Source organism: Pseudomonas sp. 3MA1, from assembly GCF_029237275.1.
GTDB lineage: Bacteria > Pseudomonadota > Gammaproteobacteria > Pseudomonadales > Pseudomonadaceae > Aquipseudomonas > Aquipseudomonas fluorescens_AP.
On the sequence record NZ_JAACFX010000007.1, the window covers coordinates 283,263 to 305,203 of the forward strand.

Consider the following 21,941-nt stretch of genomic DNA (forward strand, 5'->3'; position numbering starts at 1 on the left):
TTAGCAGCTCGACGTGTAACTAGGCGCATGGCGCCCCCATTACGTGGCGCTTTTTTTGGCTCCGCTTTATGGCGGCCGTGCGCAGGGCACCTTCGGGTGCGCCGGGGTCCTAGTCACCGGTCTGCTAACCTGCGAACGGCCGCCACCCTATCGTTTAGCAGCGACGGTGAAGGCTCCTATCTCTGTACTAGGAGTTACGCCATGAAAAAGCTCGTCCCCGATCCTCCTCACACTGCTGCCCATCGCGGCAGAAACCCCGAACACGATCTGGCCAATCAGCAGATCCGGCAAAAACTGTCACTTCAGCCTGCCGATGCTTCTCTGATCCAGTCACTGAAGCAAACCATCAGTACCCCGGTGAGTCGCGATTCTTTGTTCTCGGTACGCGGCGGCATCAACGCCGAAGAAGCCCTGCTCCACGTCTCCCTGCTGCTGAAAAGCGCCGAGGAGGTTTCCGATGAAATCACCGAGCGCGGCAGCGGTATCGAGCGCGGTCTGATCTGGTCCCTGGTGCATTCGGTGGAGATGGCCCGGGCGGTGGTAGATGCCTTGCTCGATGGCAGTCGCCACAGGCCTTCGCTTAAGTAGCAGGACTCGCAAAAGCACAGCGCGGCAGGACGACCTGCCGCGCTGTCTCTTCAAACAAACCGCCCCGCCCTGAGCACCTTCAAAAAGGTGTAAGACGCACGGTTCAAGGTCTCTCGCGGATTGGTGATCACGCTCACCGAGCGCAGGATGCGCTGGCCTTCCAGGCGCAGGAAGTTAAGTGGGTCGCCCGCTGTGGAGCGGCTCAGCAGTTCCGATAGCAGGGTCACGCCCATGCGCGTGACCGGCAACCTCGGTTTTGATCGCTACCGGGTCTTGGACGGCTCGAGCAGTGGCCGCAGCCCCACGATCAACCCAATCGGCAACCACAGCACAACCCAATAAGAATTGGGCCGAGTGAACACGCTGGCGATATCCGAGACCATCGCCACCAGGGCGAACACCAAAGTCGCCAGGGCCACGCGCGCTGCAGGATCGGCACGCAAGCGCCACGCCTTGAGGAGCGCGGTGCCGAGCAACAGCACGAACAAGACAAAGCCGACAATCCCGTACTCGAACCACAGCTGCAAGTACAGACTGTGGGCGTGATGCACGATATCGCCCCAGGGATAGCGGTAGACCAAGCTGACGCCGGCCCCCTTGCCCAGAGCCCAGAACTCGGGCAGGCGGGCCAGCCAGTTCAGCCAGATCGGACCGCGCTGGCTGGCGCCCAGAAACCATTCGTGCTCAACCCGCGACCAGAACACCGCCATCATCAGCAGTATCAACAGTGCACCGATCAGCAGCAGGACACGCGCACGCCGTTGCGGACTGAGCAGCAGCAGGGTCAGGCTGCCCGCCAGGGTTGAGAACCAGGCACCACGCGAGAAGGTCAACAGCACATACACCAACAAACCTGCCAGACCGACCAGTACAGGCAACCAGACCCACGCCTTGAGTTCACGTTCCACCAGGACGCTGAGCAGCAGCACGGCGAAAATCCCGTAATAAAGGCCAGCCGGGATGGGGTATGAGAAATCTGCGAAACCATGCCAGCCCAACTCTTGCAGCCGACCGGTGCTTCTGAGTACCTCGTAGGCCAGCGGCTTATCCAGAACGACAAACTGAACCATCAATGTCAGCCAGGCAAAACAGCAGGCGAGCAGCACCGCGAGAGCCAGGGGGATTTCGACCACGCCCTTGCGGACCAGATGAGCGACTGCAAACACATAGAGCAAGATCAGCAGCGCCACCTTCAGCAAGTAGCCAGGCGCCTTCCAGGAATCGTCAAAGCAGCTCCGTAGCACCACCCAGCCCAGCAGGGCCAGCAGTATCAGAGCACTGGGTTGGCGCCACAAGGAGAGCGCAAACCGCTCGGCGATCAGCAGAATCAGCGCCGGTACGAACAGCAACAGGTAAACCTGCGTGGCCTGGCGACTGCCATCGTTATTGAATAGAAAACCGCTCAGTTGAACGAACAGGCCCAGGGCCAACAACGCAAGACCAGGTCGGGACAGCAGAGTACGCAAGGATTCACGAAGCATGACGGCTCCTGCTTTCAGCACTGGGTTCTGGCCTTGGCCCGCGTCGCAAGCTTTATACGGGTAACGGCCAGCAACAGTAAGTAGATGCTGTTGCTACGCACGTAGCGCCAGAGCAGGCGACGAGGCTCCAGCACCAAGCGGAACAACCACTCCATGGCAATCTTCTGAACCCAGCGCGGCGCCCGAGGCAACTGGCCGGAGAGCACGTCGAACGAGCCGCCCACCCCCATGCCCACCCGGACGCCCAGGTTCGGCCAATGGGTTTGCAGCAGCAGTTCCTTTTTGGGTGAGCTGATGCCGACAAACAGGATATCCGCACCGCTGGCGCGCACATCCTCAATCACCTTCGCTTCTTCGCTGGCCGTGAAGTAACCATTGCGCAGGCCGGCAATGCGCAGGCCGGGGTAGCGGGCCAGCAAACACTCTGACGTCGACTCGACCACTTCCTGGCGCGCTCCAAGCAGGTACACCGAAGCACCGCTCTCGGCGGCCATTTCGCACAGCCGCCCCATCAGGTCGATACCCGCGCAGCGCGCTGGCGCCTCGACCCCCAGCGCCTTGAGTCCCAGGGCAATGCCCGCGCCATCGATATGGACACACTCCGCCTCGTGCAGCGCCTGCATCAGGAATGGGGTGGCGCGCGCGTCGACCAGCTTGGCGACGTTGAGCCCCTCCAGGCGCAGGCGACGGCCATCCGTGATGGCGTGCCGAGTCTGCTCGATCATCTCCTGCGGGCTGAGCAGGTCCAGAGGACATCCCAGAAACTCAATGCGGCGGCTATCCGGAGTGCTGTTCATCGATGATGGCTTCTGAGTGGTAGCGAGTGGGCGAGGTGCTGCGTAGCGTGGCTCCGCAAAGCAGCCAGAAGGCGCCAGTGCCGGAGACGGTGAGCAAGTGCTCGGAACTGATCAAGGTGGTGGCCAGGCCCAGCGTCAACCAGAACATCGCCAGCAGCATGGGCTCAGGGTGCCGACGATAACGGTTCCACAAAGTCAGGGCCATGTTCAGGTAGAACCAGAGAAACAACAGGGCAGCGGGCAGGCCCAGTTGGAACGCAATGCTGAAGATTGCCCCTTCGCCGCCACCGATCAACGTCTGTTGCTGCTGGGCCGCCTGCGCGCCCTGGGCGCCGAGCCCGGCCCCCAACAACAGCACCCTCGGCAGATCCAGCAGGTTTTTCTGCAACGCCTGCCAGTGGCCGATGGTTGAGCCATCGAGAAAATTGATGCTCATCTGCACGATGCTGTAGGAGACCATCGCAATCCCCCCGCAGACGCCAGCGGCCACCAACCAGCGTATGGCGCGGTAACGGAACAGCGAGGTCCCCGTGGCCAGGTAACCGATCAGGGCCAGGCTGCCAGCCAACATGGCACCACGCGTTCCCGACATCCAGATTCCCACGAACAGCAAACCACTGAGCAGCAGGCTGAGATAGCCAGCACGTCGCTCCGACCAGGCGATGGCAGCCACAGCCACGACCGCCAGGAACATGCCCTGCGCCAGGGGGGACGCCAGCAGACCCGCAGCCCGCCGTTGCAGGTCGACGCCACCGTAGAAATTCCATGGCAAACCGCTCTCCCAATTGGCGCCCAACATCATGCCCTTGATATCGCGCATATAACGCGGATAGCCAAGGGTCTCGGTCCAAAACGTCGTGTGCTGCTGCTCCCAGGCGCCAAACAATGTGCTGGCAATACCCAGTAGCACCAGCAAGGCGACGCAGCTGCGCAACTGTTCAGGGCGGCGCACGCAGTAGAAACCCAGCAGAAAAAACAGCACGGGAATCATCAGCGTGCCGTAGGACCCCAGCAGGATGCTCGGCGTCATGCTCGCCCGGTTGACCAGCAGGTAGCACAGCGCCAGGGCACTGTAGGCCACCAGCGGCAGCAACAGACGGCTCGGCAAACGAGTGCTGAGTAGACAGCAAGCGGCAAGCACCACCACCAATCCATCACGCAGGTTGCGCAGCAACCCCACGCCCGGCCAGGCACCGTCGCCATACAGCCAGGCACTGCCCAGGTCGCCCAGGTGCACCCAGAGGATGATCAGCAACACAATCCTGAACCTCATCGCCGCACCTGCTCTGCACAGTGACGACGATACTGCCGCCAGCGCTGCCACTCGCCTAGCAAGCCCGGCCCCAACACACGCATGGCCATGGCTTTGAGCAGCGCCTTGATCCAGTCCCTGTACCCCCAGCCGACCCGTGAAATCCACTGATCGACAGCCTCCACCTGCTGTTGCGCCGCCGGCGCCACAGGCTGGCTGACCGGCGTCGTCGGGCGCAACGCCTCCAACCACAGCGTCCCCGCCAGCGCACCGACCGGATGGGCGCCGCAGTACAACACCTGCAGACCGGCCGCTTCGGCCAGGCGCCGCAGGCTGTCGGCGCAGAAGTAACTCAGGTGTGCCGGATGGACGAACAGCCGGGTCTGCCAGTCGCTCATCAGATCCGGCACCTCCAGCCACAGGCGCCCTCCATCGCGCAGTTTTTGCACGGCCTGCTCAAGGAAGTCGCGGGGGTCGATCAGATGTTCGAGCACATGGAACGCCACCACCGCATCCAGGCTCTGTTCCGGCAGGGTTGCCAGGCTCTCGACAAAGCGCACCGATGCCTGCCCGAGCAGGGCCTGACGTTGCGCAATGTCCGGTTCGCTGGCGCTCAACTGCAGATCGGCCCGTTGCTGCGCGGCCTGCCCGAGAAAGGCGCCGAAACCTGCGCCCATTTCGAACAGTTGCCCTTGCGGCGGCAGGTTCGCGTCGATCAGCGCAAACCGTTTGCGCGCCACGTCGGCATCGCCGCGCCAGGCAAAAAAACGCGCCGTGCTGCGCCAAGGGACTTCGGCTGGAAACAGGCGGCGATACGGGCCGGTATAAAAACGCTGCAGCCCGGCCGCGCTGAAACCGGGGGCCAGGTACACCGTGGCGCAATGGCCACAACGCATGAGGGCCTGTCCGGAATGGGCATAGACCTCCGGCCAGAAGTAGCGCTGTGCGACGCTGCTGCCACACACACGGCACTGGCCGGTATCGGCCGCCAAGCCCCAGCCGTGGAAGCGTTCAGGCATAGATGCTCCGGTACCAGAGCGCTACTGACAGTGCCAGCCACAGCGTGCTGTGACATTGCGGCCTGGCCAGATGCCGGCGCAGCGCATTCAGGTCGACAAAATCATTCAATTCCGGGGGCAGATCCTCCAGCAGCTCACGCCAGGGCAACTGCGGCACCAGGAACTGTTCGGCATGGCCGAATCCGGTACTTTTCGGAGTGACCACCAGCCGATTCGGCAAAATCCCCTTGAACGCATCGCGCAGCAGGGACTTGGAGAGCCCGGCCCCTATCCGCTCCAGGGCCGGCGTACGGAACGCCCGCTCGACCAGGCGATGGTCCATGAATGGACTACGCAGTTCGATGCCGGCACTCATGCTGTTGCGGTCGGCCATACGCAGTGTCATGGGCAACAGATTATCCAGCTGGTCCTCGCGTATGCGCTGTTCCAGAGGACTGGACATACGTTGGCGCACTAGCGCCAGGCGTTGCTGCTGAGCCTCCCACAAACCGGCGCTCATCACCCCGACACTGGGACGATGGCGGCGCAACAGCGGCCCTAACAGCGCCAGCGGCAGGTCCCAGACCAGGCGGTTGAACAGCGAACTGACAGGAAACGTGCGCAGTCTCAAGCGCTGGACCACCTGCATCAGGTGCCCGGACCACAGCGCATCCCGGGCAGCCAGGGAGTGATAACGGGCCGAGTATCCACCGAACAGCTCATCGGCCCCTTCGCCGGAGAGCACCACCTTGAATCCCTGTTCGGCGATGGCCCGGTAGGTTCTGAAACTGGCCAGCACCGAGAGCGTACTGAAGGGCTCACCTTGCACCCTGATCAGGCTCATCAGCTCATCCGCCGATGGGATGGGGGCAAAGCGCAGCACGTGATGCCGGTCGCCATGGCCACCTTCGGCCATGAACAGCGCGGCTCGCGCCGACTCATCGAACCCGACCTGCTCGGCATCACGGTAGCCGTAGGTGAACGCCGCATCGAGCCGCTGCCGAGGCTGCTGGCTGGCGTTAAGCGCCACCTGGGTAATGATGGAGCTGTCCAGGCCACCGGACAGCAGGCTGGCCACCGGCACATCCGCCTGCAGACGCAGGTGCACCGCGTCCTCCACCAATTCCCGCAGTTCCCCACGGGACAGCGGCTCGGCACTGCCGGGTTCGGGCCACTGGTGATAGGGCGCCTGACTGAATCGGCCGGTTCGGCTCATGCGCCCGACCACGCCAGGAGGAACGGCGCGCACCCCCTGGAAGAAGGTGGCCGTGCCCTGTTCGGAAAAGCCCGTGATCAGGAAGTCGAACAACTTTTCAGGATTCGGGGCCGGATAACCGCCGAGCATCTGGGCAATGGCGCTGACCTCACTGGCCAGCACCATCTGCTGACCGTCGTGATGCAGGTACAGGGGTTTTACCCCCAGCCGGTCACGGCTATACACCAGGTCGCCACTGGGCGCATCCCAGACCACCACGGCCCACATGCCGTTGCAGCGGGAGAAAATCCCCTCGCCCCAGACACGCCAGCCGTGCAACAGCACCTCGGTATCACCATCAGTCACGAAGACACAGCCAAGCGCACGCAGCTCATCACGCAGCTCGACAAAGTTGTAGATGGCGCCGTTGAACACCAACGCCGTGCCAGTAATCGGGCACCGCATCGGCTGCTCGGCGGCGCTGCTGGTATCGAGGATGGCCAGGCGGCGGTGCCCGAGCAGCGTCGGTGGCGCCGTCTCGACCATCAGCAGCCCCTCGGCATCGGGGCCGCGACGGGCCAGGCTGGCCAATGCCCGACTCGCCCGTTGCTGCAGGTCGGCTGCCGCGCTCAGCGCGCGTACGGCGATCAGCCCGCACATGGCCGGTACTCATGCCTGTTCATCCATCACCCCTGTACGACGTAGTTCGAGATAGCAAGGGCGCCGGCCCAGCAAACCGATCAAGGCCGGGACCGCCAGCATAATGGCCAGGCCAGTAACCCAGCTCGTTTGCGCCGTCGCGCAGGTTACCAACGCACCCGACAAAGCGAGCAGGCCCCAGCGCCCGGGGCGCAGCCTGAGCATGACCAGCAATACGCTCATTACCAACAACATCCCCACAACCCTGGCCCACAACACGGATGCTGGCGCGTCGCTCCAGGCAGCCATGAGCTGCAGCACCGCGCTGGCACCGAGCCCCAGGAGGAACGGCCGCACAAACTGCCCTTCGCGACGCTCGCCAATCAGCAGCAGCACGAGAAAACCGCTGGAGGCGGAAAAGCCCCAGGCCAACACCACCAAGCCTGCCAACGCCAGCCACTGACGCGACTCGATCGGCAGATCCAGACATTGCGCCAGTGTGCCCAGCAACAGCACGTTGACGGTCGCCCAAGCCAGCCACGAAGCCACCGCCACGATCCGCTGGCGACCACCCGCGCTGCTGGCCTGGCCCAGCAACAGGCGGGATAACTGGCCCTGTACGCCAGAAAGGCCACTCAAGACATGGTTCAGCAGCAGAAAGACCGGCATGAACCCGGGTACCAGGGGCGCCAGCAGAAAAGGCGTGAGCCGGTCATGCAAGGTTCCGGACACGCTTAATGCACACAGGTGCAGCGCCGCCCTCAACTGGCCTTTGCCCAACAACGGCAACCACAACAGCCGCTGACCGCTCATGGCGAAATTGACGATGGCCTGGGTGAGATACCCCAGGCTGACCGCCAGCCCTGCGCTGGCAGCCGCTGATAGGGGCAGGCCGACGCTGACCGGCCACCACAGCAGCAACCCGGCCGGCCAGGCGATCTGCGCCGCCACCAGCCCGCGCAGACGCTGGCCGGCCGCGATCAGCGGCGCGGAAAAATTGAACAACGCAAACAGACTGGCGGGGGCGGCGCTGAACAGGTATTGCCGCCCGGCCTGGTCATCGCTGTAGAACATCCAGCCAGTCAAGGCCAGGCTCATCAACACCAGGGTCGCGAGCAGCCGCTGCCCGAGCGCGCAACGCCAGGTCACCAGCCAATGGCTGGCATGGCGGTCTTCTCGCAGGAACAACGAGGCGTAGCCCAGGTCGGCCAGAAAGATCAGGGTCAGCAGTAACAGGTGCGCCAGGCCGACCACTGCGTAGGTGGTCGCTCCCAGCGACTTCAAGAGAACGATCTGGAACGTCAGGTTGGCCAGTTGACCGATGGCAAAGGTCACCGCCGCCAGCACCAACGATTGGCTGAGCGACCCGCCGTTAACTGCGGGCCCCTGTCGCTCTGGAGAAAAGGACGAGCGCGGTCGCGTCGGCCCCACGCTTACGGCACCTGGTCCGGAAACACGACCAGACGCAGGGCCTCGGCAAACGCCAGGCGGGGCTGCCAGCCCAGCAACTCCAGGGTGCGGCGAGGGTCGCCCAACTGACTGGGGCGATCGACCCGCCGTTGCCGGGCCGGATCAACGCCTACCTTGACCTGCACGCCGACGATGTCACCGAGTTGCTGTACCAGCTGCTCGACGGAATGCTCCACCCCGGAGCACAGATTGAACACGTCGAATGACACGTCTGTACGCGGATCGTTCAGCATGGCGATCAGGCCGCGAGCGATGTCATCGGCATGCAGGTAGTCGCGTCGGGGCGTCAGGTTGCCCAGGCGTATGCAGCCATCGCTCGATTGGCGCAATTGCTTGAGCACATCGGGGATCAGATGAGCATTGGGGTCATCATGGCCCACCGCGTTGAAAATCCGCGCCACCCGGCCGATATGCCCACCGCGTCCGCTCCAGAACTGCAACTGTTGCTCGTTGCAGTGCTTGGACAAGGCATAGTTGTCACAGGCTGCCAAGGGGCTGGACAGCTCCGACAGCGGCCCTTCCCGCCACGCGTAGACCGCCCCACTCGAGGCAATCACCACGCGGCTTACCTGCGCCACTTCGGCAGCGGCCAGCAGCCTTTCGGTGCCTACCACGTTGACCTCCAGGCAATGGGCACGCTGATTCTCGCAGGTGGGAATGTGGTGCACCGCCGCCAGATGCAGGATGGCATCGGGGCGCCAGGATGCCAGCAGGTCGGCCAGTACCTGGGCATCGCGAAGGTCACCCTGGACCGACCAACTGGCCTCAGGCGGCATCGAAAGGCCGCTGGAGAGATTATCCAGCACCGCCACTTCACCACCGGCAGAACGCCATTGCCGAACGACACGACGCCCCAACATACCGGCGCCGCCGGTCACCAGCAGGCGCATCACGGCCTTGGCTCCACAATCAGCCGGCTGCGGATCGGGCGTGGCAACCACAGCAGCACAGCGCGCTCCTTATGCAGCGCCACGTAAAGCGCCAGTAGGATGGACAGCGCCACGAACACCAGTAGGAATGCCGCGACGCCCATTATCAGTGGGTTACGCATCGACACTGGCGCCGTGGAAATCGCCGAACGTGTCTTGATGCCGATGGCTTGCTGGCGGGACTCGGCCTGGGTGAGTTTGAGGTTGATGTCCTCGGCGGCTTCCCGAGCGCTGGCGTCCATTGGTGCGGCGTTGGCAAGCAACTTTTCGCGGTTGCCCTTGAGCTTGTCGAGAATGACCTGCCCCGAGGTCGCGTTGCGGATCGTTTCGTCCATGCCAGCCAGCAGTCGCTCGGTCCAGTCGAGCTTGTCCAGTTCACGCTGGGCCGCCCGCGCCTTGGCCTGCAGTTCGGAAACCGTGCTTTCCAGGGCCACGATCTGCGGCAAGGGCGACAGGTATTTGCCACCGCCGTCGCTGACCGAAAACAGGGTGCTGGTTTGCAGATGGCGCAGATCCGGATAGCGCTCCAGCAACTGACGCATGTCAGCGATGCGCTGGCGGTTCTGTTCAATCTCGAACTCGGCCTTGAGCACATCCAGCTTGAGTTGCGGACGATGATCGAGAGCAGCCTGGCTGGTCCTCACCAAGTCGATCAGGCTGTTGGCCAGAAAGGCTTCGCGCACTTGTCGAGCGATGGCATTGATGGTCAGGCTGGCCTGCTCCTCGTCGGGCACCCGCAGGGCGAACTCCAAGCCAAGCCCCGTGCTGCTCTGGATTTGTGCAACAGGAATATCCCGGGCGTCGTCCCGATTGAGAGAGGAGCGATAGCGCACGGTCTGGGCCCAGTACTCGGGATTGAGCGCGCGGTTGCGCAACTGCAGGCGCTTGTGGACGACGTCTTGCTGGTCGTCGCCGAAGGCGTGATCGACCCAGCGTTTGTCCCAGAGAAACGACTGTGCCTGCCGCCATTCTTCAAGCGTTACCTTCGGCACCTCGAGCAGCGCGGACACGCTATACAGCGGGCGACTGCCTACCCAGGCAGCCACGGCAAACGCCGCCAGCAGCGCCAAAAGCAGCAGCAAGCGGCCAAATCGCTGATAGAACTTCAGGGCTCGCAGCGCCAGCTCCGCCAGCGAAATTTCGTCGTAAGGCCCGATAGGTCTTGCTGTGGGCGTTGTATGCATCATTCCAACCTGATGGGCCTGCCTGCACAAACATGCAGGCGGTCTGCTAGTCACGGGGCAAAGTGCGAGAATTTGACACAGCGCCCAGGCCGCTGCAATGCGCTGGCGGTGTTTGATACAACCGATGAATAGAGACAGGTCGTTACCCATTGTCTTGCAGACTGCTAGAGTGCTGCCTCTTTTACGGACTCCTTCGACTCAACGCGGGAACAGGCATAGATGGCATTTTCTCTGCTCAATCAGCTTCGCCAGATCAACCGGCATCTCGTCGAACTTCCCTGCCCTGGCTGCGGGCAATACGATCCACAACTTATCTGGCGATATGACCGTTATTTTCTGCGAGTCAATCTGTCGATCTGCCGACATTGCAACCTGGTTTATCTGGCGCGAGGGATGAAGGACGACACCCAAGCGCGCTTCTACGGCCAGCTCTACCCCCGTCTGATGCGCCAACCACCCACCAGCAAAGCGATGTGGAACTATCGGCTGATCGCAGGCTATCGGTTTAGCGAGATCAGCGCCGTGGTTGGTCAATGCCAATCGGTACTGGATATCGGTGCCGGCCTGGGTTTTTTCCTGGATGCCTGTCGCGCCCACGGCTGTGCACACTACATGGGCCTGGAGCCAGGCGGCCCTCAGCGCGATCATGCGGTACAGGTGCTGGGCTTGGGCGAACACGTTCGCCCAGAGGAGCTCGACGAACAGACGCAAATGCCTTTCGCGCCTCGACTGGTGACATTGTTCCATGTTCTGGAGCATCTTCAGGAACCGGGCAAAGCACTGGCTCGGATAGCCAAGCTGATGGACCCGCAGGGCTGGCTGGTGATCGAGGTTCCGGATATCGAGGCTGACTGGCCCGAGCTTGGCCTGTCGCAGGTGCATGTTTCGCACCGCAGCTATTTCTCTGCGCAAACCCTTGAGACGTTGTTGAACGCCAATGGGTTTTATGCCCACCACTGGCACCAGGAAACTCATGGAATCTACGAAGGCAATCTGCGCGTGTATGCACGGCTCAGCGCTCCGGCCACACCTGCCGTCGCGCCGCCACCATCAGCGGGCAACATCCGCGCTCACATCCTCAAACAGATTCGGCCTCTGAGTCTGCGTAACGGCTATCCGCGGCTGGCGTGGCGGCTTGCTCGTCTCTAGAGGGGGTCGAAACCGTTACACGTTCCGGCTCACTGCGCCCATGACCGCTGCGCAGTAGCGCCATGGGTGTGGCTAGCAGGATAAACAGATCCAGCCAAAGCGACTGGCGCCTAATGTATTCCAGGTCATCGCGCACCCGTGAAACCATGTCGGATACGGCGCGGGTTTCCCCTCGCCGCCCACGAATCTGGGCAAGCCCAGTGATACCGGGCCTGGCGGCCTGCCGCGCGGTGTAACCACAAACCTTGGCGCCGTAATGCAGGTCATGAGCGACCGCGTGGGGCCGTGGGCCGACCAAGGACATATCACCGCGCAACACATTGATCAGCTGTGGGAGTTCATCAATCCCCCAGTGACGCATCCACTTGCCGAGCGGCGTGATACGCGGGTCATCGCGGCACGCCTGTGGCGCTAGCAGGTCACTACCGGCGGCCACCCGCATGCTGCGGAACTTCAGCACGGTAATGATCGCCCCCTGCAAGCCGAGGCGCTGCTGACGAAACAGCGCCGGCCCGCCGTCCTGCAGGCGAACGATCAGCGCGATCACCACCAGCAGCGGCGCACAGCCGCAGAGCAGCAAGGCCGAGCCAAATAGATCGAACAAGCGCTTGGCCGCCGCAGCGCCTGGCGAAAAAGCATGCACATTCTGCAAGGGCGGCGTGGGGCACCCACGTTGTACGCCCTGGAGCGGCGTTGCGTGCAGGCAAGTATCGAAAATCACCACTCGCTTTAACGGCTGTCGGGTTGGCTGCTGCGTCAGCAAGCCCAGGACGTCTTCGCGCGACAAGCGAACGGCAGCCTGCCCAAGCTGTTCAGTGAACGGGCTGACATGTGGGCAAGCGCCTGCCAGCAAGACGTTGGGCATGCCGGGACGCCAGGCTGCGACACGATCATTGCCCACCTCGAGCAAGGCAAGCATGACAATGGCCAACAGCAGCCAGCCCAGCGACCACGACACCGATAATGAATAGCCGAACAGCCCCGCCAGACACGCCAGCACGCCAAGCCCAAGAAGCAGTTGCCCCACGGCCGTTGCCAGGCGGTCGGCCAGGCGATGGTGGGGACGTATCAGCACCCAGTCCAGCCCCATGAACGGCAGCCCAGCCACCATTGCCAGGGCCCAGGTGCCTGGCCAGCCCCCCTCTGAATCAACGACCCAGCCTGCCAACAAAGCGCTGGCGACAACGCTCAGGCCCCGAGCCAATAAACGCGAAAGCGGGATGGCAGAAATCAAACTTCGTGCCCCCGCCGGCGCAATGCCAGCCGGAAAAGACGCACGAACGGATAGAAAAAGCTCAGCCCGCGTGGCAGTGCCAGCCACTGTTGGTCCTTTGCCGTTGGGCTCAACCAGCCCGACAGCGCCTGCCAACGGGCCGGCAGCGTGTCCTGCAAGGCGATGTCCAGGCTCACGCGCTTGAACAGGCCCTGAGCCGTCGCCACCTGGTCATCGCTCAGTGACATGCGCAGCGCATCCAGTGCCAGTTCGACCATCTCCCTGCTTGCCCGGCAAGGCCGGCGTACCTGCTGCAGAGGCGCCGGAACCTGCAGGTCGAACAGCAGGGTCAGCAGGCTGAGGCAGGTATCCAGCATGGCGCAGGTGCCGCTGCGCTTCACCTGGCTGGCGAGTAGCTCAAGGTCCAGGTCGGCGCGCAACAACAGTGCGTATATATCCATCAGCCAGATCAAGCGGCGAAAACAGTGCTGGTTGGCGTGGGCAAGCAAATACGGCAGCGCATAGGCCGGTGCCAGGCAGGTGACGTCGGTGCCTTGCAGGTCGAGCACCTGGGTTAATTGCTGCGGGGCGTGGAGCAAATGCTGGTGACGCAGAAGGCGGCGGTGCAGTTCGATGCGCGGCTGCTGCTCGTGCACCAGCACCAGTTCATGGGTGGCATCGGGCAGGGGCCACTGTTGGCCAGGGGCCATGTGATAGCCCATGTCCCGCAATACACCCAGGGCCTCGGGCCACTGCTCGGCCGGCAGCAGCACGTCCAGATCCACACCGCCCCGTGCGCCGAGATTGCCGTAGGCCTGGACCGCCAGTGCCGGCCCTTTGAGTGCCAGCGGCTGCAGGCCTCGCGCGGCAAATGCCGCGACCAGGCGCTTGAGCCCGGCCCCCAGCGCCAGGGCCCGTATGGCAATACGCTGGCGTTCGACATTCAACGCTGCCATGCAAACGGGGGGCACACTTTGCACCCTGTCGGACTGCAACAGGCCCGCCACCCCATGGTGGCGGATGAACTGGCAAAGGGCGGGTACGGCGGGAGCAGTGAACGGCTGCTCGAACCCCATCAAGAACAAGGTTGCCAGCAGCAGTTCGGCGCCATCGCCATGAATGTCATCAGCGTTCTGCCCGGCGGCACTGGCAGTTAAATGAGCATGAGGTAAGGCCATAACGGGCATATATCCAGTGCACTACTCAAGCGGCTGAGGTAGTTGGCAACTCAGCCGCCTAGCTGTAGCGTGGCGAGCATCAGATAAATCGGATATTACCCCATGAAGTTATCCGACTGGCTACGAGATTCTTCCATGGAGTACGTTGAATACATGCGTCAGCAGTTTGGCTCGGATGCGGCAGATGTTCGCCATGAACTGTTCTACCTGCACGCAGGAAGAAGCCAGGTTGCAGCCGGGATTCGCGCCCTGGCAGCCTTGCTGCGTGATTCCTGGCTATTGCTCAGGTGCACGAGCGCCGGCCTCGGTGCGCAGGGGCACAAGCAAGCCATCCTGTTGACCACTCTGGCAGGGGCCAGTGGCTGGAGCACCCTGCAGCGGACACTGCCCGCCCTGGCAGCAGCAGGCTACGCGCCGCTGGTGGTGTTGCACCCACGCTTGGCCATCGATGATATCTCCCCCGCCCTACCCTGCATCCGACCCGCACGCCCCGGCTTGCAAGCTTGGCGCTCGGCCTTGCGCGTGTTCATCGCCACGCTGAGGCAAGCGCAGCCACTGCTGCTCGCCAGTTGCCTGGCCCGCCGTGTGCTCTGGTCCTCCAGCTTGCGGCGTACCCTGGCAGGCAGCCGTGGCGTCGTGCTGCTGCACAACGATTTCGATCTGATGAGCCGCGCCGCGATTGGTCAGGGGCTGACCAGCATCTGTGTGCAACACGGCATTGCCACGGATGAGTTCTTCCCGACCCAGGCCGACTGCTACCTGGTATGGGGAGACGCCAGCCGTCAGGTGTTCGAGGCCAACGGCACCCCGAGCGCACAACTGGTCGAGGACGCATTGGGTCGGGGTGAGCGGACGGAGCAGGCTACGCGCGCCCCCGAAGGCATTGCCCTGCTCTCGCAAACCCATGCCCGGATACTGGGCGAGGGCATTGGCGAAGCCCTGGCGACCTTTGCCCATGCGCTACTGCAAATCGCCCCGGATGCGCGCATTCTGCTGCACCCCCAGGAAAATCAGCCCTATAGCGGTGCGGCAGCGCGCGCCACTCGCCGCCCACCGCACCCGGAGCTGCGCCCCGGGGCCGCCTTACCGCAACTGGTGGTGGGCTACTGCTCCACTGCCATGCTGGAGGCCGCACTGGCCGGACATTGGGTGGTCGCATTGCAGCTGGAATTGCCGGGAAACCGGGCGGTACGCCAGGCAATGGCGGCGCCTTTGCAGGCCGCGACAGCCATGCAAGTGGCCAGCCTCTACCAGCGCCTGCGTGATGACCCGGCCTTTCGCCAGGCCACCGGACAGGCCCAGGCCCAATGGTTGCGCAGCCACTTTGCCAGGCAAACCAGCGGGCTTGCCGGCTTGCTGCAACGGTTTGAGCAGCCGGCAAAGCTGGAGTCCGTGGCATGACCGTACGAGTACTGCATGTCAGCAAGGAGTTCGAACCCCTGTCCAGCGGCGTGGCCCGTCATATCCAGGGGCTGGCGACGGCGATACAGGCCGATGACACCGCGCGCATCACCATCCTTGCCCCACGGGTCGATGTGGCCGGCGGCGGGCTCGACGTACGCCAGGGCGGTTATCGAAGCCTCTGGTCCGCCCTGGCCGAGCACGACCTCGTGCATGTGCATGGCGCCCGTACACCAATTGCCGCATTCGCCGCCCTGCTGGCCGTCGTCCGTGGCCGGCCGCTGGTGTACACCCCGCACTGTTACTACGACACGGGCTCCAGGTGGCGGCTTCTGCTCAAGCGCCTGTGGGACAGCAGCGTCGAGCGCCTGATGGTCCGCGCCGCCAGCGCGGTCGTGCTGCTGCACAAGGGCTGGGAGGCCGACCTTGCCCGACGCGGCTTGCAGCCCACGCGGGTGCTGATCATTCCCAACTGTATCGATGATCACCGCCAGCCTGTCGTTGCCAACCCGGTGCCGCTGGAGGGGGCGCCGGCCTTGCTGTCCATCGGGCGCCTGGATCCAGTCAAGCGCCTCGAGGATGTGATTGCTGCGCTGCAAACGCCCACCCTGAGCAAGGCCGTTCTGCACATCGTCGGTCAAGGCAATGACCGCGCGCGCCTGGAAACCTTGGCGGCACAATGGGGCCTGTCCTCGCGTGTGCGCTTTCATGGCTGGCAGGACGATGCCGTTACCCAACAGATGATGGCCGGTTGCAAGGCGATGGTGCTGGCCTCCGAGCGCGAAGGCATGCCGACGGTCATCCTTGAGGCATTGCTGGCCGGTGTACCCATCGTCTGCTCGGATATCGAGGGGGGCCGCGCCATCACCGATGTCGTCGGTTGGAACGGTGTGTTCGCCATGGGCGACATCCCGGCCCTGGGCAAGTGCGCCGCTCAGTACGCGCAGAGCCACGTACCGGCCAGCGTGGTAGAGGCCGTTCGCCAGGGCTTCACCTGGCAACGCAAAGCCGCCGAGCTGGTGGACTTCTACCAGCAGGCCGCGCGGCGCTCGCGGTCTACCGGCTGGATGAAAAGCCTGGCGCGCCATTTGACCGACTACGACGACCCGCGCGCGCTCGGTACGCGGCTGCGTAGCCGGCGTATCGGGCCACTGCGGGACATGATCGAGCAAGCCTACGCCCGCCACGGCCATGTCAACCTGCTGGATGTCGGTGGCACCCAGCGCTATTGGAACATCCTGCCGGCGACCTACCTGGCCTCACGCCGCGTGTCCATCACGCTGCTCAACACAACGCCTGTCAGCCAGCCTCCTCGGCCTCCATTCAGCGCACTGTGCGCCGATGGCTGTGACCTGAGCCAGTTCGAGAGCGGCGCCTTCCACATCGTGCACTCCAACTCCGTGATCGAGCATGTGGGCAGTCCGGAGCGTGTCGAACGTTTTGCCCGAGAGCTGGTACGCGTCGCCGAACGCTACTTTGTCCAAACACCGGATTTCTGGTGCCCCCTGGAACCGCACTGCATGACGCCATTTTTTCACTGGCTGCCGCGTCGCCTCAGGGTCGGACTCGTACGTCATGCAGCACTGGGGCACTGGCAACGCGCGGCGAATCACGAACAAGCCGAGATCCTCGTCGATAGCGCTCGTCTGCTGACCCGACGACAGATGCAGGTTTTGTTTCCCTCTGCCCGCATCATCCGCGAACGAATCCTGGGCTTGCCCAAATCCTTGATTGCCGTCAGCCCATGAAACTTGTGAAGCCCTTTGCACTGTTCGACCTTCCACCACGGGCACTGGCCTTCGTCAGACGCTGTGGCGCCAGCACGTCCAGCATTGTGTCGATGCTGGCGCTGCTGCTGGGCAAGGCTGCCGTCGATACGTTCTGTGCGTTGCTGGTGGCGATCCTGTTGGGCTCGCTGCTACCGACGGGACGCACGTCCTCCGGCTGGTATGCGCAGCTCGAGACGCAGTGGTCAGCGTTTGCCGGTAGCGGCGTATCCGCGCTGCCGCTGCTGGTGGTGGCCCTGGTGTTGGGCAAGGGCGTGCTGGCGCCGCTGCTGTCTGCCGCGCGCAGCCGGCTGATCGACGCCTGGACGCTGATGATCTCATTGAGCATTTTCCAGCACGAACTGACCCGCCCCGTCGCGCAGCTCTCAAACACAACGGCGCAGGGCAGCAATGTGGCCGTCAACTACATGGCGCCCAGAATTGTCATAGGCACCCTCTTGCCCAGCCTTGAGCTGCTCACCGAAATGTTGGTGGTCGCTCTCCTGCTCTGCGTTTTGCTGGTCCTGGAGCCTCTGGCGACAGCCATGCTGCTCGGTGCATTGCTGCTGGCCGCCGGTGTTGGCGGTGCCCTGTCGGTGGTGCTCAACGACATCAGGGAAACGCGCAGAGGCGAAAGTCAGGTGCTGATGCAGCGTTGGGTCGCCGACAGCATGGCCTGCCTGCGCGAAATACACCTGTATGGCCGTGTTCAGGCGGTGCTGGAACGCTATTACCCGGTGGCCAAGCGCTTCGCCCGCGCCACGGCCCGCGAACGCACGCTGATGGAGGTCCAGTCCCCCATCATGGAGCTGTTTTTCCTGATGATGCTGGTGCTGTGCGTACTGGTAGCCAGCCAGGGAAGCGGGCAAACGGACCTGCACGCAATGGCCTTGTTTTCAGCCGTGGGCTTGCGTTTGCTGCCAGGTTTTCGGCGTGTGCTGTTCAGCCTGCAGACGCTGCGCTTGTCACGCCCGTATTTTGAGGAGTTGACCTCGCCCGACTCGCCTTCCCGAACAGCTCCAACGGCTGCCCAGCAGCACGCGGCACCGGCTTGCGCCCCACTCCAGCCGGTGCTGCTGTGCAAGGCCCTGGAGTACCGTTACCCCCAGGCCAGCCAGGCGGTTATCCACAACCTGAACCTGAGCATCGACCAAGGGGAGTGGCTGGGCCTGGTCGGCGAATCGGGCGTGGGCAAATCGACATTGGTGGATGTCCTGATCGGTGAACTGCAGCCCAGCCACGGCTCGCTACAATGGCTCGACCTACCAGCCGAGCGCCGGACCATCGGTTATGCCGCCTCTGGCACCACGCTGATTCCAGGCACGCTGCGCGACAACGTGGCCTTTATGGGCAGCGGTGCCGATTCGGTGCTCAGCGAGGCACTGACCATTGCCGGTGTCGACACCCTGCTGAACCGCCTTCCCCAAGGCCTGGACACTCCAATGGAGGCGTTCGAGCAACAGCTATCAAGCGGCGAGCGGCAACGCATCGGGCTTGCTCGCGCGGTTGCCCATGCCCGGGTGATGCTGGTTCTGGACGAGGCCACGGCAGCACTGGATCAACTGAGCGAGAGCCGCTTTCTGCAAGCACTGCGTGCCGCCAGGCCCGAGCTTGCCGTGGTGCTGATCACCCATCGCCTCACCGCTCTGCGCCATACCGACCGTAACGTGCTCATGGCCGACGGCGCGCTCACAGACTTCATTTGTTCGCCCGAGCCCGATCCGGCTATCGACTTTGCAGAGCGGTCCCACTCATGCATCTAGCGTTTGTATTGGGCACGCGCCCCGAAATCATCAAGCTTTCCTCGATGATTTGTGCCTGCCTCCAGCGCGGTATCCGCTATACGCTGATCCACACCAACCAGCACTACACCGCGACCATGGACAGGCTGTTCTTCGAAGAACTCGAACTGCCACTCGCGCATTTCAATCTAGGGGTTGGGTCTGATGTCGCTGGCTTGCAAGTGGCGCGCATGGTCATGGGAATCGAACCGGTATTGCGGGCCGTGAAGCCGGACTATGTGATAGTCCAGGGCGACACCAACAGTTCGCTGGCCGGAGGGCTCGCTGCGCGCAAGGCCGATATCCCGATTGCCCATGTCGAGGCTGGTTTACGCAGTTTCGACAAGTCCATGCCGGAAGAAACCAATCGGATACAGCTGGACCACATGTCCAGCTTCTGGTTTTGCCCTTCGACACTGCAAGTCGAGCTACTCGCCAGTGAGGGCATCCACGGCGCCAATGTGCATGTCACAGGCAACACCGGCAACGATGCCACTCTGCGCTATGCGCACACCTCCCGGGCACGCTCGGGAATCCTGGAGAGCCTGGGGGTGCAAGCCGAAGGCTACCTGCTGCTGACCTGTCACCGGCCTTCCAATACCGACGACACCTCGCACTTCGCCAAACTGATCGAAGCCGTGCAGCGCCTGGCTAAAGCGCGCAACAGGCCGGTGATTTTCCCCGTCCACCCACGGCTGGGCCTGGAACACTGGAAAATCATCGACAGCTCGTCGCATATAAAGACCACAGATCCCCTTGGCTATATCGACATGCTGGCCTTGCTACAAGGCGCCGATCTGCTACTGACCGACAGTGGCGGCCTGCAAGAAGAGGCCTGCGTGCTGCAGCGCCGCTGCCTGGTGCTGCGAGCCAATACCGAGCGACCGGAAAGCCTCGACAGCGGAGGCGCCAGGCTGGCGCCCGTGGTGACGGAGAACAGTCTGATCGAGGCGGCAGATGAGCTGCGCCATTCAAGCGTTACCTGGAACAATCCATTTGGCGACGGTCTGGCCGGGCAACGAATTTTGCAGATATTGCTGGACGACTTCGGCACAGGCCGGGCATAGCGCCAGAGGACTCCAGCGGAGAACCCTGCAGTTCAAGGCTGCGGATAAGCGCTATCGCGCCATGTTCGATGAGGCAAAGGCTGCTGGCCGCTTGCGGTAGATACCGTCATCCCCCGGTACACCGGGCAGCAGGCGGTCGTCTCGTCCGTAGATCGGCGAACCCAGCGCCGCCTCGCCGCGCAAGCACTCAAACAGGCCCGCCACACTCGTGTCGCCGAAACGGAAGTTGGCATGGCGGATCACCAGCAAACCACCCGGCTTGAGCACCCTGGCCAGGTCGCCAAGCACCCGGTCAAAGTCGCTGAAGCGAATCCAGGCAGAACAGTCAGCGGGGCTCTCCCCTAACGCGCCATGACGGAAGACGGCCATCGCCATCACCAGGTCATAGCTGGCGGTCGGCTCCAGCGCCACATCACCCGCACAGGCGAAGCTCAGGCGGGGCTCTCGTCCTTCACGCAGCCATCGCGCCCGGCACCGTCCAATACGGCCCGTGTCGATATCCACGCCACGGATGTGGGCCTGCCGAAAGTAGCGAGCCAGGCTGAACACTTCCTCGCCCGTAGAGCAGCCGAACGACAAGAGGCGCGTTTGCGCAGTGTCTGCCAGAACCTGATGGATCGACTGGAACAGCTCGGGATAGCGATCTTCTCGCGTCGTGCCATATGGCTGAAACAAGCCTTGTGGACGCCGTCGCATCAGGAGTGCAGAACTCCGCCGCTCGCCGCCACGCAAAACTTGCACCATGAAACGCACCCATTCGTGGAACAACCAAAGACTCCTCATTTCGCTTTACCGTAATCTCTATGACAAGGAAACTGTCCCCCGGCAAACGATGCGGAGCGGGTTAACTTGGCTACCACGAGCACGAACTTTCTGAACCTCAAATTGGGCAAGTCCACTATTGGGCAAAATCTCCTGATCGCGCGCGAAAGAGGCGATGTAGTTCTGCATGAAGATGACACTTGGGAACTGTCGCGCTCTGTCCAATTGAATGAAACCTGGGTAGTTGGTCCCATCCGCACACCCTTCCCCTGCAGGAAGCTCCTGGGCTTCCTGTTCCGTCAAGCCTATGGTCGAGCGGCCGTCCCGGTAGGCTGCCGCCACTGCTTCAAGGTCCAGATACGCCCAGCCACCTTGGAACAGCTGATTGCGACCCAGAAGATCGCGCATGACCTACCCTATGCCTACAAGGCCGGCGCCAGCCTGAATGCACGCTACCAGGCCGGTCCCTACCGAGTCCTGCTCCATCTGGATGGACTGCAGAATGCCCGCGAAGCTTACCAGCAAGTACTTGAAAAAGTACTCGATACACCTGAGCTTGGCGCCAGCGTCTCGGTCAGCATAAAGCGTGGCTGCTCCGAATATGAGATCCACTGCGGCCCTTCAAGCGAATTCACCTTCAGTGATGATCTCGCCGCGGCCGAGTCGGAGTTGCTGAAGCGACTGCGTCAGCCTGCTCCGCCAAAGCCGAAGCAGCACACGCTGACGATGATGAATTGGATGCAGGTTGCCTATCAGTTGGGTGACGAAAGCTACAAGAAATTCACCCAGGGCAGACCTTTGTACCCCGAGCCTGTCTGCTACTCTGCACAACCTTAGCCAATCCCCAATTGCCAAAATATGAGCAGTTGATATAGCTTGACCACCGGACTTACAGGAGCAAGAAGATGGCCGAACAAGACACTAACGAATCCAACGAGATCGAGTCCCAACGTAAAGCCTGGGAGAAGCCAGAAATCGTTGAAGTCTCCATATCGGATGTAACCTCCTCTATTTTCGCCACAAGTGGCAATGACGGTACGTTTGGCTTTTCCAACGTCTCTTGACCGGCATGCTCCGTCACTCTAAGTCCC

The 21,941-nt window shown here is 62.8% G+C and carries 20 protein-coding genes; 8 read left to right on the forward strand and 12 right to left on the reverse strand.

The window, feature by feature from the left end:
- The first annotated feature begins 201 nt into the window (after positions 1 to 201).
- Positions 202 to 588, forward strand: coding sequence for a hypothetical protein (locus GWQ44_RS20230; RefSeq protein ID WP_275928127.1), 387 nt, complete (start codon positions 202 to 204; stop codon positions 586 to 588).
- Positions 589 to 638: 50 nt separating this feature from the next.
- On the opposite strand, the gene GWQ44_RS20235 is transcribed toward GWQ44_RS20230, so the two are convergent.
- The 9 genes from GWQ44_RS20235 to GWQ44_RS20275 form a co-directional block, all read right to left on the reverse strand.
- Positions 639 to 821 (reverse strand): hypothetical protein, encoded by a 183-nt coding sequence (locus GWQ44_RS20235; RefSeq protein WP_275928128.1) that lies wholly within the window; start codon positions 819 to 821, stop codon positions 639 to 641.
- Positions 822 to 851: 30 nt separating this feature from the next.
- Positions 852 to 2,069: an O-antigen ligase family protein gene (locus GWQ44_RS20240; protein WP_275928129.1), complete on the reverse strand. Its 1,218-nt coding sequence runs from the start codon at positions 2,067 to 2,069 to the stop codon at positions 852 to 854.
- Positions 2,070 to 2,083: 14 nt separating this feature from the next.
- Positions 2,084 to 2,866, reverse strand: coding sequence for a WecB/TagA/CpsF family glycosyltransferase (locus GWQ44_RS20245; protein ID WP_275928130.1), 783 nt, complete (start codon positions 2,864 to 2,866; stop codon positions 2,084 to 2,086).
- Entirely contained in the window at positions 2,847 to 4,139 is a 1,293-nt protein-coding gene (locus GWQ44_RS20250; RefSeq protein ID WP_275928131.1) for a hypothetical protein, read from the reverse strand. Before GWQ44_RS20250 ends, GWQ44_RS20245 begins: the two co-directional genes overlap by 20 nt.
- On the reverse strand, positions 4,136 to 5,137 hold the full coding sequence (locus GWQ44_RS20255; protein WP_275928132.1) for a class I SAM-dependent methyltransferase: 1,002 nt from the start codon (positions 5,135 to 5,137) through the stop codon (positions 4,136 to 4,138). The genes GWQ44_RS20250 and GWQ44_RS20255 overlap by 4 nt, the downstream gene beginning before the upstream one ends.
- Positions 5,130 to 6,971 carry an asparagine synthase (glutamine-hydrolyzing) gene (gene asnB, locus GWQ44_RS20260; protein WP_275928133.1) on the reverse strand — a complete coding sequence of 614 codons (1,842 nt, stop codon included), beginning with the start codon at positions 6,969 to 6,971 and terminating at the stop codon, positions 5,130 to 5,132. Before asnB ends, GWQ44_RS20255 begins: the two co-directional genes overlap by 8 nt.
- A 9-nt stretch (positions 6,972 to 6,980) precedes the next feature.
- Positions 6,981 to 8,285: a hypothetical protein gene (locus GWQ44_RS20265; protein ID WP_275928134.1), complete on the reverse strand. Its 1,305-nt coding sequence runs from the start codon at positions 8,283 to 8,285 to the stop codon at positions 6,981 to 6,983.
- 98 nt (positions 8,286 to 8,383) lie between these two features.
- Complete coding sequence (locus GWQ44_RS20270) at positions 8,384 to 9,310, reverse strand: NAD(P)-dependent oxidoreductase (protein WP_275928183.1); 927 nt, start codon at positions 9,308 to 9,310, stop codon at positions 8,384 to 8,386.
- Entirely contained in the window at positions 9,310 to 10,683 is a 1,374-nt protein-coding gene (locus GWQ44_RS20275) for a hypothetical protein (protein WP_275928135.1), read from the reverse strand. Before GWQ44_RS20275 ends, GWQ44_RS20270 begins: the two co-directional genes overlap by 1 nt.
- A gap of 69 nt (positions 10,684 to 10,752) precedes the next feature.
- On the opposite strand from GWQ44_RS20275, the gene GWQ44_RS20280 reads away from it, so the two are divergent.
- Positions 10,753 to 11,682, forward strand: coding sequence for a class I SAM-dependent methyltransferase (locus tag GWQ44_RS20280; protein ID WP_275928136.1), 930 nt, complete (start codon positions 10,753 to 10,755; stop codon positions 11,680 to 11,682).
- Here the strand turns inward: GWQ44_RS20280 and GWQ44_RS20285 are convergent.
- On the reverse strand, positions 11,612 to 12,916 hold the full coding sequence (locus GWQ44_RS20285; RefSeq protein ID WP_275928137.1) for a sugar transferase: 1,305 nt from the start codon (positions 12,914 to 12,916) through the stop codon (positions 11,612 to 11,614). The two genes, GWQ44_RS20280 and GWQ44_RS20285, sit on opposite strands and share 71 nt — an antisense overlap.
- Positions 12,913 to 14,073, reverse strand: coding sequence for a nucleotidyltransferase family protein (locus GWQ44_RS20290; RefSeq protein WP_275928138.1), 1,161 nt, complete (start codon positions 14,071 to 14,073; stop codon positions 12,913 to 12,915). The genes GWQ44_RS20285 and GWQ44_RS20290 overlap by 4 nt, the downstream gene beginning before the upstream one ends.
- A gap of 135 nt (positions 14,074 to 14,208) precedes the next feature.
- Between GWQ44_RS20290 and GWQ44_RS20295 the strand changes: the two genes are divergently transcribed.
- From GWQ44_RS20295 to wecB, 4 genes are read left to right on the forward strand one after another with little or no spacing between them, the layout of a single operon-like run.
- The gene (locus GWQ44_RS20295) at positions 14,209 to 15,474 is read left to right on the forward strand and encodes a hypothetical protein (protein WP_275928139.1); all 1,266 of its coding nucleotides are present in this window, start codon (positions 14,209 to 14,211) and stop codon (positions 15,472 to 15,474) included.
- Positions 15,471 to 17,222, forward strand: coding sequence for a glycosyltransferase (locus GWQ44_RS20300; RefSeq protein ID WP_275928140.1), 1,752 nt, complete (start codon positions 15,471 to 15,473; stop codon positions 17,220 to 17,222). The genes GWQ44_RS20295 and GWQ44_RS20300 overlap by 4 nt, the downstream gene beginning before the upstream one ends.
- Positions 17,219 to 19,003 carry an ATP-binding cassette domain-containing protein gene (locus GWQ44_RS20305; protein ID WP_275928141.1) on the forward strand — a complete coding sequence of 595 codons (1,785 nt, stop codon included), beginning with the start codon at positions 17,219 to 17,221 and terminating at the stop codon, positions 19,001 to 19,003. Before GWQ44_RS20300 ends, GWQ44_RS20305 begins: the two co-directional genes overlap by 4 nt.
- The gene (gene wecB, locus GWQ44_RS20310; protein WP_275928142.1) at positions 18,994 to 20,088 is read left to right on the forward strand and encodes a UDP-N-acetylglucosamine 2-epimerase (non-hydrolyzing); all 1,095 of its coding nucleotides are present in this window, start codon (positions 18,994 to 18,996) and stop codon (positions 20,086 to 20,088) included. Before GWQ44_RS20305 ends, wecB begins: the two co-directional genes overlap by 10 nt.
- Before the next feature lie 51 nt (positions 20,089 to 20,139).
- On the opposite strand, the gene GWQ44_RS20315 is transcribed toward wecB, so the two are convergent.
- Positions 20,140 to 20,856, reverse strand: a complete 717-nt coding sequence (locus tag GWQ44_RS20315) for a class I SAM-dependent methyltransferase (protein ID WP_275928143.1) — start codon at positions 20,854 to 20,856, stop codon at positions 20,140 to 20,142.
- 81 nt (positions 20,857 to 20,937) lie between these two features.
- Between GWQ44_RS20315 and GWQ44_RS20320 the strand changes: the two genes are divergently transcribed.
- Both GWQ44_RS20320 and GWQ44_RS20325 read left to right on the forward strand, forming a co-directional pair.
- The gene (locus GWQ44_RS20320) at positions 20,938 to 21,687 is read left to right on the forward strand and encodes an ATP-binding protein (protein ID WP_103740562.1); all 750 of its coding nucleotides are present in this window, start codon (positions 20,938 to 20,940) and stop codon (positions 21,685 to 21,687) included.
- 68 nt (positions 21,688 to 21,755) lie between these two features.
- Positions 21,756 to 21,914 (forward strand): hypothetical protein, encoded by a 159-nt coding sequence (locus GWQ44_RS20325; RefSeq protein WP_275928144.1) that lies wholly within the window; start codon positions 21,756 to 21,758, stop codon positions 21,912 to 21,914.
- Positions 21,915 to 21,941 lie beyond the last annotated feature (27 nt).

Bases quoted from the DNA above. Each gene is read 5' to 3' on its own strand.
- GWQ44_RS20325 (WP_275928144.1), top strand. From the start codon at position 21,756: ATGGCCGAACAAGACACTAACGAATCCAACGAGATCGAGTCCCAACGT.
- GWQ44_RS20240 (WP_275928129.1), bottom strand. From the start codon at position 2,069: ATGCTTCGTGAATCCTTGCGTACTCTGCTGTCCCGACCTGGTCTTGCG.
- GWQ44_RS20270 (WP_275928183.1), bottom strand. From the start codon at position 9,310: ATGCGCCTGCTGGTGACCGGCGGCGCCGGTATGTTGGGGCGTCGTGTC.
- GWQ44_RS20300 (WP_275928140.1), top strand. From the start codon at position 15,471: ATGACCGTACGAGTACTGCATGTCAGCAAGGAGTTCGAACCCCTGTCC.
- wecB (WP_275928142.1), top strand. From the start codon at position 18,994: ATGCATCTAGCGTTTGTATTGGGCACGCGCCCCGAAATCATCAAGCTT.
- GWQ44_RS20275 (WP_275928135.1), bottom strand. From the start codon at position 10,683: ATGGGTAACGACCTGTCTCTATTCATCGGTTGTATCAAACACCGCCAG.
- GWQ44_RS20290 (WP_275928138.1), bottom strand. From the start codon at position 14,073: ATGGCCTTACCTCATGCTCATTTAACTGCCAGTGCCGCCGGGCAGAAC.
- GWQ44_RS20230 (WP_275928127.1), top strand. From the start codon at position 202: ATGAAAAAGCTCGTCCCCGATCCTCCTCACACTGCTGCCCATCGCGGC.
- GWQ44_RS20245 (WP_275928130.1), bottom strand. From the start codon at position 2,866: ATGAACAGCACTCCGGATAGCCGCCGCATTGAGTTTCTGGGATGTCCT.
- asnB (WP_275928133.1), bottom strand. From the start codon at position 6,971: ATGTGCGGGCTGATCGCCGTACGCGCGCTGAGCGCGGCAGCCGACCTG.
- GWQ44_RS20235 (WP_275928128.1), bottom strand. From the start codon at position 821: ATGGGCGTGACCCTGCTATCGGAACTGCTGAGCCGCTCCACAGCGGGC.
- GWQ44_RS20255 (WP_275928132.1), bottom strand. From the start codon at position 5,137: ATGCCTGAACGCTTCCACGGCTGGGGCTTGGCGGCCGATACCGGCCAG.
- GWQ44_RS20305 (WP_275928141.1), top strand. From the start codon at position 17,219: ATGAAACTTGTGAAGCCCTTTGCACTGTTCGACCTTCCACCACGGGCA.
- GWQ44_RS20250 (WP_275928131.1), bottom strand. From the start codon at position 4,139: ATGAGGTTCAGGATTGTGTTGCTGATCATCCTCTGGGTGCACCTGGGC.
- GWQ44_RS20280 (WP_275928136.1), top strand. From the start codon at position 10,753: ATGGCATTTTCTCTGCTCAATCAGCTTCGCCAGATCAACCGGCATCTC.
- GWQ44_RS20295 (WP_275928139.1), top strand. From the start codon at position 14,209: ATGGAGTACGTTGAATACATGCGTCAGCAGTTTGGCTCGGATGCGGCA.